We start from the raw sequence: 11,955 nt of genomic DNA on the forward strand, positions 1-11,955 counted from the left end.
ACATGAAAAAGATTCTCGTCGCACTGCTTTTCGCGCCGCTGCTGGCCTTCGCCAGCGGTGCGGCGCTGCACCTCGACAAGTGGCCGGGCTCGGTCGCCGACAAGCCGGCGCTGCAGAACGGTGCCAAGCTGTTCGTGAACTACTGCCTGAACTGCCACGGCGCGTCGTACATGCGCTACAACAAGCTGATGGAACTGGGCCTCACCGAGCAGCAGGTCAAGGACAACCTGATGTTCACCGCGGACAAGATCGGCGAGCCGATGCGCATCGCCGCCCGCACCGAGGAGCAGAAGCAGTGGTTCGGCGCCGCGCCGCCCGACCTGACCATCATCGCCCGCGCCCGCGGCTCGGCCGACGGTTCCGGCGCCGACTGGCTGTACACCTACCTGCGCCAGTTCTACCGCGACGACAAGCGTCCGACCGGCTGGAACAACGTCGTCTTCGAGAACGTCGGCATGCCGCACATCCTGTGGGAGCTGCAGGGCGAGCAGGTCCTGAACAAGGACCACAAGCTCGAACTGGTCGTCCCCGGCAAGATGTCGCCGAAGGAGTACGACCAGGCCGTTTCCGACCTGGTCGGCTTCCTGGTCTGGATGGGCGAGCCGGTGCAGGAGTTCCGCAAGCAGCTCGGCTGGATCGTGCTGGCCTTCCTTGCCGTGCTCTTCGTCTTCGCCTACAAGCTGAAGAAGGAATACTGGAAAGACGTCCACTAAGCGTCCGCCCTGGTCCACGGCATCGCCGGCGCAGGCAGCCCCTGCGTCGCAGCGATGCCGATTCGTTTTCTGAGGGTAACCACCATGATGAACCTCTACTCCGGAACCACCTGCCCGTTCAGCCACCGCTGCCGCATCGTCCTGTACGAGAAGGGCATGGATTTCCAGGTGATCGACGTCGACCTGTTCAACAAACCGGAAGACATCGCCGTCATCAACCCCTACAACCGCGTGCCGGTGTTGGTCGAGCGCGACCTCATCCTGTACGAGCCGAACATCATCAACGAGTACATCGACGAGCGCTTCCCGCATCCGCAGCTGATGCCGGCCGACCCGATCATGCGCGCCAAGGCCCGCCAGCTGCTGTCGGGCATGGAGCGCGAGATCTTCGTGCACATCGAGGCGCTGGAGAAGAGCGCGAAGACCGCCGACAAGGCGCGGCAGACCATCCGCGACCGCCTGGTCGAGCTGGCGCCGATCTTCACCAAGCAGAAGCACATGCTCGGCGAGGACTTCTCGATGCTCGACGTCGCCATCGCGCCGCTCCTGTGGCGTCTCGACCATTACGGCATCGACCTCGGCAAGCAGGCCGCGCCGCTGATGAAGTACGCCGAGCGGATCTTCAGCCGCCAGGGCTTCATCGACGCGCTGACGCCGCCGGAAAAGGTCATGCGCCGCTGATTGTGGGATGATGGGGCAGGCGACCACCTGCCCCGTCCAGCATCATGAGCCTGCCCTCGACCAAACCCTACCTTGTCCGCGCCATCCATGAATGGTGCTGCGACAACGGCTTCACGCCCTACCTCGCGGTCGTCGTCGACGCCAACACGCGGGTGCCGATCGAGTTCGTCCGCGACGGCCAGATCGTGCTGAACATCAGCACCGACGCCACCAACCGGCTGCGGCTGGGCAACGACTTCATCGAGTTCCAGGCCCGTTTCGGCGGCGTCGCCCGCGACATCAGCGTACCGCTGGCCAACGTGGCGGCGATCTATGCGCGCGAGAACGGCGCCGGCATGGCCTTCGACATCGAGGCCGAAGCCGAGGCCGCCGCAGCCGAGGAGGGCGGTACCCCGCCCGAGCCGCCGGCGCCCGAACCCGAGCCTACCCCGCCGCCGACGCGGCCCCGCCTGCAGCGCATCAAGTAGCGCCGCGCCGCGCGCACCTCGACGGGGTGCGCACCAAGGTGGCGCTTCGGCACCGCTGATGCGCACCAGGACAAGGCGTGCGTTCGCCCCGCCTGCCGCCGCTCCGCACTAAGTTGCTGATTATTCGGCGTGGCATGTCTGTTGCTGTCTCGGTGACAGGAGCTCAACAGACATGAAAACGGAAACCCGATCCACCTGCTGCTACTGCGGCACCGGCTGCGGCGTCGTCATCGACGCCGAGGACGGCCGCATAACCGGCGTGCGCGGCGACAAGGCGCACCCCGCCAACTTCGGCCGCCTCTGCGCCAAGGGCGCCGCGCTCGCCGATTCCGCCCGCCTCGACTACCGCCTGCTGCACCCGCAGCTGCGCGATGTACGTACGGCGCCGCGCCGCCGCGTCGGCTGGGACGACGCCCTCGATCACGCCGCCCGCCGCTTCGCCGACACCATCCGCGCGCACGGCCCCGATTCGGTCGCCTTCTACCTCGCCGGCCAGCTGCTGACCGAGGACTACTACGTCTTCAACAAGCTGGCCAAGGGCCTGATCGGCACCAACAACCTCGACACCAACTCGCGCCTGTGCATGTCGTCGGCGGTCGCCGGCTACAAGCAGACGCTCGGCGCCGATGCCGTGCCCTGCGCCTACGAGGACCTCGACCACGCCGAATGCGTGCTGATCGCCGGTTCCAACGCCGCCGTCGCGCATCCGATCGTCTACCGCCGCCTCGAGGACGCCAAGGCGGCCAATCCGAACCTGCGCGTGATCGTCGTCGACCCGCGGCGCAGCGAGACCTGCGCCATCGCCGACCTGCACCTGGCGCTGAAGCCGGGCAGCGACATCGCGCTGTACAACGCGATGCTGCACGTGCTGCTGAAGGAGGGGCTGGTCGACCGCGACTACATCGCCGCCCATACCGAAGGCTTCGCGGCGCTGGAGACGCTGGTCGAGCGCTACACGCCGGCGATGGTCGCCGAGCTGACCGGACTCGAGCCGGAGGCGATCGTCCTCGCCGCGCGCTGGTTCGGCACCGCCAAATCGGCGCTGTCGCTCTATTGCCAGGGCCTCAACCAGAGCTGGCACGGCACGCACAACAACGCTGCGATCATCCACCTGCACCTCGCCACCGGCCACATCGGCAAGCCCGGCAGCGGCCCGTTCTCGCTCACCGGCCAGCCGAACGCGATGGGCGGGCGCGAGGTCGGCGGGCTCTCCAACCTGCTGTCGGCGCATCGCGACCTCGGCAACCCGGCGCACCGCGCCGAGATGGCGCGTTTCTGGGGCGTTCCCTTCGTGCCGCCGAAGCCCGGCAAACCGGCGGTCGAACTGTTCCGTGCGCTGAAGAGCGGCGAGATCAAGGCGGTGTGGATCGCCTGCACCAACCCGGCGCAGTCGATGCCCGACGTCGCCGAGGTGCGCGCGGCGCTGGAGGCGGCCGAGTTCGTCGTGCTGCAGGACGCCTACGCCAACACCGACACCGCGAAGTACGCCGACCTGCTGCTGCCGGCGACCTCGTGGGGCGAGAAGGAAGGCACGGTGACCAACTCCGAGCGCCGCATCTCGCGCGTGCGCGCCGCCGTGCCGGCGCCCGGCGAGGCGCGCCACGACTGGCAGATCGCGCTCGACTTCGCGCGCCGGCTGGGCGCCGAGCTCGGCCAGCCGCTGACCGACAAGCTGTTCCCCTACACCACGCCGGAATCGATCCACGCCGAGCACCGCGCCTCGACGTGCGGCCGCGACCTCGACATCGGCGGCCTCTCCTACGCCCTGCTGGAGACCGCCGGTCCGCAGCAGTGGCCGTATCCGGAAGGTGCCGCTGCCGGCAAGGTCCGCCTCTACGAGGACGGCGTCTTCCCGACGCCGTCCGGCCGCGCCCGCTTCGTTGCCGTCGAGCACAAGCCGACCGCCGAGCAGACCGACCCGGCGCGGCCGATCAGCCTGCTCACCGGCCGCCTGCTCGAACAGTGGCACGGCATGAGCCGCACCGGCACCGTGCCGCGGCTGTTCAACGGCGAGGACGAGCCGCTGCTGAAGATGAACGGCTGCGACCTGCGCCACCGCGGGCTGGAGCCCGGCGCGCTGGCCAAGGTCAGCAACGGCCGCGGCGAGATCATCGTCCGTGTCGAGTCCGACGAGGGCATGCCGCGCGGCCGCGCCTGGCTGCCGATGCACTGGGGCGAGCAGTTCATGAACGGCTACGGCGCCAACGCGCTGATGCCGGCGGCGACCGACCCGTACTCGTTCCAGCCCGAGCTGAAGCACGCCGCGGTCGCGGTCGAGAAGGTCGAGCTGCCGTGGACGCTGGTCGTGCTGCGCCACGGCGACGAAGCGTCGGCGGCCGACAACGCGCTGGCCTTGCTCGAACGCGCGCGTCCGTTGCTGAAGCGCTTTCCCTACGCGACGATCGGCCTCTATGGCGGCGCCGAGCCGCTGGTCGTGCTGCGCGCGGCGGCCGCCAGCGCGCCGCCGGCCGAACTGCTCGCCGAGATCGACGCGCTGTTCGGGCTGGCGGGCGACGAAGGGGCGATCGTCTATGTCGACCCGAAGCGCGCCATCGACAAGAAGGCGCTCGCCCGCGACGGCCGCCTGCTCGGCGTGCGCCTGGCCGGCGAGACGCTGGCGGTGGCCTGGCTGAAGGACGCGATGGCCGACGACGCGATCGACGCCGCGCTGATCCGCTTCGCGCTGGCGCCGAGCGCGACGCCGCCGAAGCAGGCGCCGGCGCATTCGCCGCTGCTGTGCAAGTGCGCCGGCGTCAGCGAAGCGCAGGTGAAGAAGGCGCTGGCCGCCGGCGCCTCGCTCGACGCGGTGCAGGACCAGCTAAAATGCGGAACCTTCTGCGGCGGTTGCCTGCCGGAGTTGAAGAAGATGGTGGCGGCCGCGCAGCCGGCGGCCGCCTGACACCCGGAGGAGACAACCATGAGCTACGCCCACATCATCAAGGAGATCGGTCGCGGCGCCGAAGGTTCGCGCGACCTGTCGCCAGCGGACGCGCAGCAGCTCTACGGCGCGATGCTCGACGGCGGCATTCCCGACCTCGAGCTCGGCGCCATCCTCCTCGCCTTCCGGATGAAGGGCGAGTCCTGCGAGGAGATGATCGGCTTCCTCGCCGCCGCCAACGAGCGCGTCAATGCGCTGCACGGCCAGCACGGCGGCCTGCGGCCGGTGGTCATCCCCAGCTACAACGGCGCGCGCAAGGGCGCCAACCTGACGCCGCTGCTGGCCATGCTGCTGCAGCGCTTCGGCGTGCCGGTGGTGGTGCACGGCCTGCTCGAGGGCTACGGCCGCGTCACCAGCGGCCACGTCTTCCGCGAGCTCGGCGTGATGCCCTGCGGCACCCGCCAGCAGGCGCAGCAGGCGCTCGACGAGCGCGGCCTGGCTTTCGTGCCGCTGCCGGTGATCGCCCCGGGGCTGGCCAACCTGCTCGCGCTGCGCGCCCGGCTGGGCGTGCGCAACAGCGCGCACAGCCTGGTCAAGATGCTCGACCCGTTCCGCGGCGAGGGCGTCATCCTCGCCGCCGCGACGCACCCGGCCTACATGGACACCATGCGCGACGTGCTCGGCAGCCTGCAGGCGCGCGCGCTGCTGCTGCGCGCGACCGAGGGCGAGCCTTTCGCCAACCCGAAGCGCCGGCCGCGCATCGAGTACCTGCACGACGGCATCGGCGAGATCCTGTTCGAATCCGAGCACGACAGCCTGAAGGTGCTGCCGCACCTGCCGGAGGAGGCCGACGCGGCGACCACCGCGGCGTGGACGCGGCGCGTCCTCGACGGCCAGGTGCCGCTGCCGCAGCCGATCGCCAACCAGCTCGCCGCCTGCCTGCACGCCTGCGGCTATGCCGGCGACTTCAACGAAGCCAAGGCCATCGTCGCCGTCGAGGGCAACGGCCACGCCGTCGTCACCGGCTGAGCGCCGCTGACTCGATCTGCTGCGCGCCCCGCTCGTGTCGTCGGGCGATGCTCACGCCCCGCCTAGCCGTTCGCTAGGTCCGGGCGCCGCGCGTCGTCCGTCCCGCCGGCAGGGTTCAGCGCGGGCTCGCGCCGGGAGCGCTCGCGACGATTCCGTCACCGGCTCCGGGCGGCGCACCCCTGCCGAGGTCCTGCCGCGGCGCGCTTGACCCTGACCGGAGGCAGGGAGTAAAACGGTTCCGGAACGCATCGACCCGCTCCGCCCGTACGGCGCCAGACCCCGACCCGATAACGATGAAGATCGCCGACCGTCACCTGTGGCAACGGTTCCTGGCCATCGCGACGCCCTACTGGCGCGAGGACGAGAGGTGGAGGGCGCGCGGCCTGCTCGCGCTGCTGGTGCTGCTGCTGCTCGCGCAGACCCAGTTCGCGGTGCTCTTCATCCGCCAGACCGGCGAATTCACCTCGGCGCTCGCCGCGCACGATGCCGAACGCTTCTGGGACGCGATCACCTTCTGCCTGGTGCTGCTGTTCGCCGCGGTGCCGATCAACGCCTTCTACTACTACGTCCGCGACACGCTCGGCATCCACTGGCGGCGCTGGCTGACCGACCGCTTCCTGAAGAGCTACTTCAGCAACCGGCACTTCTACGAGCTGAACGCCAACGCCGTCATCGACAACCCGGACCAGCGGGTGGCCGAGGACATCAACACCTTCACCCAGCGCTCGCTCTACTTCCTGCTCATCCTGATCGGCTCGCTGCTGCAGCTGGTCGCGTTCAGCGCGGTGCTGTGGTCGATCTCGCACGAGCTGGTCTATTTCCTGATCTTCTACGCCGCCGCCGGCACCATGGTCACCGTCTTCGTCTTCGGCAAGGTGCTGATCGGCCTCAACTTCCAGCAGCTGCGACGCGAGGCGGACTTCCGCTTCGGCCTGGTACGCGTGCGCGAGAACGCCGAGTCGATCGCCTTCTACCGCGGCGAGGCGCAGGAGCTGCGGCAGGTACGGCAGCGCTTCGCGGCGGCCTTCGACAACTTCCGCCGGCTGATCCGCAAGCAGCTGTCGCTGAACCTCTTCCAGCAGGGCTACAACCTGCTGACCATCGTCATCCCGAGCGCGATCATCGCGCCGCGCGTGCTCTCCGGCGAGCTCGAGGTGGGCAGCGCGATCCAGGCCGCCGGCGCCTTCGCCGCGGTGCTCAGCGCGATCTCGCTGATCGTCGAGAACTTCGAAAGCCTGTCGCGCTTCGCCGCCGGCATCGACCGCCTGAACACGCTGGCGCGCGTGCTGCCGGTGGTGCCCAAGCGGCGCAAGGTCGAGCAGAGCGTGATCAAGTCGGTCGAGGGCGGGCGCCTCGCGCTCGAGCGCGTCACGCTGCAGACGCCCAACTACGAGCGCGTGCTGGTGCGCGAGCTGACGCTCAACATCGCGCCCGGCGAGGGCCTGCTCATCGTCGGCGAGAGCGGCAGCGGCAAGAGTTCGCTGCTGCGAGCGATCGCCGGCCTCTGGTACTCCGGCCACGGCATCATCTTCCGGCCGCGGCCGGAGGACATCCTGTTCCTGCCGCAGCAGCCGTACATGCTGCTCGGCTCGCTGCGCGCGCAGCTGCTCTATCCGAACCACGATCCGACGATCGCCGACGCGGAGCTGCTGGCCTTGCTCCGTCGCGCCAACCTGCCCGACCTCGCCGAGCGCGTCGGCGGCCTCGACGTCGAGATGGACTGGGAGAAGCTGCTCTCCTTCGGCGAGCGCCAGCGCCTGGCCTTCGCCCGCGCGCTGCTCGCCCAGCCGCGCTTCGCCATCCTCGACGAGGCGACCAGCGCCCTCGACGTGCCCAACGAGGAGCGCCTCTACCGCCAGCTGGTCGCCGGACGCACCACGCTGGTCAGCGTCGGCCACCGTGCCAGCGTCCTCAAGTACCACACGCAGGTGCTCGAACTCGTCGGCGACGGCAGCTGGAAGCTGTATTCGGCGAAGGACTATCGCTGGGCACAGTAGCCCCTGCCGCGGACCCTGTTACGGTGCCTGTTGCCGCACCGTGTTTGGGTGCGGCGCACCACTTGCGTGCATCACGCCTTGATTCAAATCAAAATATTTGAACAAAAACAGTGGCTTGTGCTCTTGGCACGGCTGTTGCGATAGCTCCGTCAGCAACATCAACGCACTGGAGTCGCAACATGAGCAAACCCAAACTGGTGATGGTCGGCAACGGCATGGCGGGTGTGCGCACCCTCGAGGAACTGTTCAAGATCGCACCGGAGATGTACGACGTCACCGTCTTCGGCGCCGAACCGCACCCGAACTACAACCGCATCCTGCTCTCGCCGGTGCTCGCCGGCGAGATGAAGGTGCAGGACATCATCCTCAACGACCACGACTGGTACCGCGACAACGGCGTCAACCTGCACCTCGGCAAGAAGGTCGCCAAGATCGACCGCGTCAAGCGCCAGGTGATCGCCGAGGACGGCACCGTCGAGCCCTACGACCGCCTGCTGCTGGCCACCGGCTCGACGCCGTTCATGCTGCCGATCCCCGGCAACAACCTCGACGGCGTCATCGGCTACCGCGACATCGCCGACACCGACGCGATGATCGAGGCGGCGAAGCGGTACAAGCACGCGGTGGTCATCGGCGGCGGCCTGCTCGGACTGGAAGCCGCGAACGGCCTGAAGCTGCGCGGCATGGACGTCACCGTCGTACACATCGGCCCGTGGCTGCTCGAACGCCAGCTCGACGAGGTCGCCGGCAGGATGCTGCAGAAGTCGCTGGAAGACCGCGGCCTCACTTTCCTGCTCGAGAAGCACACCGAGGCGCTGATCGCCGGCGAATCCGGCCGCGTCGCCGCCATCCGCTTCAAGGACGGCATGCAGATCCCGGCCGAGCTCGTCGTCATGGCCGCCGGCATCCGCCCCAACACCGCGCTCGCCGAGTCCTCCGGCATCTACTGCAACCGCGGCATCGTCGTGAACGACACGCTGCAGACCTACGACCCGAAGGTCTACGCCGTCGGCGAGTGCGTCGCCCACCGCGGCATCGCCTACGGCCTGGTCGCGCCGCTGTTCGAGCAGGCCAAGGTCTGCGCCAACCACCTCGCCAACTACGGCATCGGCCGCTACACCGGCTCGGTGACCTCGACCAAGCTCAAGGTCACCGGCATCGACCTGTTCTCGGCCGGCGACTACATGGGCGGCAAGGATACCGAGGAGATCATCCTCAACGACGCCGCCGGCGGCGTCTACAAGAAGCTCGTGATCAAGGACAACAAGCTGGTCGGCGGCGTGCTCTACGGCGACACCGCCGACGGCCCGTGGTACTTCCAGCTGCTGAAGGACGGCAAGGACATCCACGAGATCCGCGACCAGCTGCTGTTCGGCCAGAGCATGGTCGGCGACGTCGGCCACCAGGGCCAGTCGAAGGCCGCCGCGATGAGCGACGACGCCGAGGTCTGCGGCTGCAACGGCGTCAAGAAGGGCGTCATCGTCAAGGCGATCAAGGAGAAGGGCCTGTTCACGCTCGACGAGGTGAAGAAGCACACCAAGGCGGCGTCCTCCTGCGGCTCGTGCGCCGGCCTCTGCGAGCAGATCCTGGCGTCCACGCTGGGCGGTGCCTACCAGGCCACCGCCTCCGACAAGAAGCCGATGTGCGGCTGCACCGACCACAGCCACGAGGATGTGCGCAAGGCGATCCGCGAGCGCGAGCTGACCAGCGTCGAGGCGGTGACGAAGTTCATGGAGTGGAAGAACGCCGACGGCTGCGAGAAGTGCCGCCCGGCGCTCAACTACTACCTGATCTCGACCTGGCCGCACCTCGCCAAGGACGACCCGCAGTCGCGCTTCATCAACGAGCGCGCGCACGCCAACATCCAGAAGGACGGCACCTACTCGGTGGTGCCGCGGATGTGGGGCGGCCTGACGACGCCGGCCGAGCTGCGCGCGATCGCCGATGCCGCCGAGAAGTACAAGGTGCCGACGGTCAAGGTCACCGGCGGCCAGCGCATCGACCTGCTCGGCGTGAAGAAGGACGACCTGCCGAAGATGTGGGCCGACCTCGCCGCCGCCGGCATGGTCTCCGGCCACGCCTACGGCAAGTCGATCCGCACCGTGAAGACCTGCGTCGGCGCCGAGCACTGCCGCTTCGGCACGCAGAAGTCGATGGACATGGGCGTCAAGCTGGAGAAGATGCTGTTCGGCATGTGGAGCCCGCACAAGGTCAAGCTCGCCGTCTCCGGCTGCCCGAGGAACTGCGCCGAGGCCGGCATCAAGGACGTCGGCGTGATCGGGGTGGACTCCGGCTACGAGATCTACGTCGCCGGCAACGGCGGCATCAAGACCGAGGTCGCCGAGTTCCTGTGCAAGGTCGCCAGCGACGAGGAAGTGATGGAGGTCTCCGGCGCCTTCCTGCAGCTCTACCGCGAGGAGGGCTGGTACCTGGAGCGCACCTGCCACTATGTGCAGCGCGTCGGCCTCGACTACGTGAAGCAGAAGATCGTCGAGGACGGCGAGGGGCGCAAGGCGCTGTATGCACGCCTGCTCGACTCGCTGAAGGGGATCAAGGACCCGTGGGCCGAGCGCCTCGACGGCGAGCTGAAGAAGGAATTCGAGATGCTGGCGGTGCAGCCGGCTTGAGGAAAGAGAGAGAACGCAAATGAGTGAATTCAGGAAAATCTGCGCGCTGGCCGATATCCCGCGCCTCGGCGCCCGCGTCGTGCAGCAGGCCAGTGGCGGCGACATCGCCGTCTTCCGCACCGCGGAAGACGAAGTCTTCGCGCTGCACGACAAGTGCCCGCACAAGGGCGGCCCGCTGTCGCAGGGCATCGTCCACGGCAAGCGCGTGACCTGCCCGCTGCACGGCATGAACATCCAGCTCGACAGCGGCGACGCCGTCGCGCCGGACGTCGGCCACTGCAATCGCTTCGAGGTCAAGCTCGAGGCCGGCGACGTCTACCTGAAAGTCTGAGGCGAACGACATGGACAAGAAATCCTTCCTGCAGGCCGGCCACACGCCGACGCTGCTCGCGGCCTTCCTCTACTTCGACCTGGCCTTCATGGTCTGGGTCATGCTCGGCCCGCTCGCCGTCGGCATCGCCAAGGATCTCGGCCTGTCGCATGCCGAGAAGGGGCTGATGGTCGCCGTGCCGGTGCTTGCCGGCGCGCTGCTGCGCATCGTCATGGGCATCCTGGTCGACCGCCTGTCGCCGAAGAAGGCAGCGATCATCGGCCAGGTCATCGTCCTCGGCGCGCTGACCTACGCCTGGCTGGTCGGCGTCCATTCCTACACCGAAGTGCTGATCCTCGGCGGCTTCCTCGGCGTCGCCGGCGCCTCGTTCGCTGCCGCGCTGCCGCTGGCCTCGCGCTGGTATCCGCCGGAGCACCAGGGCACGGCGATGGGCATCGCCGGTGCCGGCAACTCGGGCACCGCCTTCGCCGCGCTGCTGGCGCCCGGGCTCGCCGCCGCCTACGGCTGGACCAACGTCTTCGGCATCGCGCTGGTGCCGCTGTCGATCGTCTTCGTGCTCTTCCTGTTCATGGCCAAGGACGCGCCCGACGCGCCGCCGCCGAAGTCGCTGGCCGAATATCTGAAGGTGCTGAAGGACAAGGACGCCTGGTGGTTCATGTTCTTCTATTCGGTGACCTTCGGCGGCTTCGTCGGTCTGGCTTCGTCGCTGGTGATCTACTTCAACACGCAGTACGGGCTCGACCCGAAGATGGCCGGCTACTTCACCGCCGCCTGCGTCTTCGCCGGCTCGCTGGTGCGCCCGATCGGCGGCAACGTCGCCGACCGCGTCGGCGGCGTCCGCTCGCTGTCGCTGATGTACGTGATCGCCGCCATCTTCCTCGCCATCGTCAGCTTCGGCCTGCCGCAGGCGTGGATGGCGCTGGCCGCCTTCGTCTGCGCGATGCTGGCGCTGGGCATGGGCAACGGCGCGGTGTTCCAGCTGGTGCCGCAGCGCTTCAAGAAGGAGATCGGCGTCATGACCGGCCTCGTCGGCATGGCCGGCGGCGTCGGCGGCTTCTACCTCGCATCGTCGCTCGGCTACTCGAAGCAGCTGACCGGCAGCTACCAGATCGGCTTCCTGATCTTCGCCAGCCTCGCGCTGCTCGCGCTGGTCGGGCTGACCGGCGTCAAGACGCGCTGGCGCACGACCTGGGGCGCCTCGCACCTGACGACGGCGAAAATCTGACGTAAAG

General features: G+C 68.4%; 9 protein-coding genes. All 9 read left to right on the forward strand.

The annotated features are described in order from the left end of the window. The first annotated feature begins 2 nt into the window (after window positions 1-2). The gene (locus IWH25_RS09390) at window positions 3-713 is read left to right on the forward strand and encodes a cytochrome c1 (protein ID WP_203389037.1); all 711 of its coding nucleotides are present in this window, start codon (window positions 3-5) and stop codon (window positions 711-713) included. A gap of 84 nt (window positions 714-797) precedes the next feature. After that, window positions 798-1,394, forward strand: coding sequence for a glutathione S-transferase N-terminal domain-containing protein (locus IWH25_RS09395; RefSeq protein WP_203389038.1), 597 nt, complete (start codon window positions 798-800; stop codon window positions 1,392-1,394). A 44-nt stretch (window positions 1,395-1,438) separates the two neighbouring features. Beyond that, on the forward strand, window positions 1,439-1,861 hold the full coding sequence (locus IWH25_RS09400) for a ClpXP protease specificity-enhancing factor (RefSeq protein ID WP_203389039.1): 423 nt from the start codon (window positions 1,439-1,441) through the stop codon (window positions 1,859-1,861). Between the two features lie 172 nt (window positions 1,862-2,033). Beyond that, the gene (locus IWH25_RS09405) at window positions 2,034-4,760 is read left to right on the forward strand and encodes a nitrate reductase (RefSeq protein ID WP_203389040.1); all 2,727 of its coding nucleotides are present in this window, start codon (window positions 2,034-2,036) and stop codon (window positions 4,758-4,760) included. Window positions 4,761-4,778: 18 nt separating this feature from the next. After that, a complete protein-coding gene (gene ybiB, locus IWH25_RS09410; RefSeq protein WP_203389041.1) occupies window positions 4,779-5,768 on the forward strand; it encodes a DNA-binding protein YbiB in 990 nt (329 codons plus the stop codon). Window positions 5,769-6,061: 293 nt separating this feature from the next. Further along, on the forward strand, window positions 6,062-7,765 hold the full coding sequence (locus IWH25_RS09415; protein ID WP_203389042.1) for an ABC transporter ATP-binding protein/permease: 1,704 nt from the start codon (window positions 6,062-6,064) through the stop codon (window positions 7,763-7,765). 179 nt (window positions 7,766-7,944) lie between these two features. Beyond that, window positions 7,945-10,392: a nitrite reductase large subunit NirB gene (gene nirB / locus IWH25_RS09420; RefSeq protein ID WP_203389043.1), complete on the forward strand. Its 2,448-nt coding sequence runs from the start codon at window positions 7,945-7,947 to the stop codon at window positions 10,390-10,392. Between the two features lie 19 nt (window positions 10,393-10,411). Beyond that, window positions 10,412-10,723, forward strand: a complete 312-nt coding sequence (nirD, locus tag IWH25_RS09425; RefSeq protein ID WP_203389044.1) for a nitrite reductase small subunit NirD — start codon at window positions 10,412-10,414, stop codon at window positions 10,721-10,723. Between the two features lie 10 nt (window positions 10,724-10,733). Further along, window positions 10,734-11,948, forward strand: coding sequence for a nitrate/nitrite transporter (locus tag IWH25_RS09430; protein WP_203389045.1), 1,215 nt, complete (start codon window positions 10,734-10,736; stop codon window positions 11,946-11,948). Window positions 11,949-11,955 lie beyond the last annotated feature (7 nt).

It is taken from the genome of Azospira restricta, from assembly GCF_016858125.1.
In the GTDB taxonomy this organism is placed as follows: domain Bacteria; phylum Pseudomonadota; class Gammaproteobacteria; order Burkholderiales; family Rhodocyclaceae; genus Proximibacter; species Proximibacter restrictus.

What these genes read in the sequence shown, in the direction of transcription:
- IWH25_RS09390 (WP_203389037.1), top strand. Translation starts at nt 3, where the DNA reads ATGAAAAAGATTCTCGTCGCACTGCTTTTCGCGCCGCTGCTGGCCTTC.
- IWH25_RS09395 (WP_203389038.1), top strand. Translation starts at nt 798, where the DNA reads ATGATGAACCTCTACTCCGGAACCACCTGCCCGTTCAGCCACCGCTGC.
- IWH25_RS09400 (WP_203389039.1), top strand. Translation starts at nt 1,439, where the DNA reads ATGAGCCTGCCCTCGACCAAACCCTACCTTGTCCGCGCCATCCATGAA.
- IWH25_RS09405 (WP_203389040.1), top strand. Translation starts at nt 2,034, where the DNA reads ATGAAAACGGAAACCCGATCCACCTGCTGCTACTGCGGCACCGGCTGC.
- ybiB (WP_203389041.1), top strand. Translation starts at nt 4,779, where the DNA reads ATGAGCTACGCCCACATCATCAAGGAGATCGGTCGCGGCGCCGAAGGT.
- IWH25_RS09415 (WP_203389042.1), top strand. Translation starts at nt 6,062, where the DNA reads ATGAAGATCGCCGACCGTCACCTGTGGCAACGGTTCCTGGCCATCGCG.
- nirB (WP_203389043.1), top strand. Translation starts at nt 7,945, where the DNA reads ATGAGCAAACCCAAACTGGTGATGGTCGGCAACGGCATGGCGGGTGTG.
- nirD (WP_203389044.1), top strand. Translation starts at nt 10,412, where the DNA reads ATGAGTGAATTCAGGAAAATCTGCGCGCTGGCCGATATCCCGCGCCTC.
- IWH25_RS09430 (WP_203389045.1), top strand. Translation starts at nt 10,734, where the DNA reads ATGGACAAGAAATCCTTCCTGCAGGCCGGCCACACGCCGACGCTGCTC.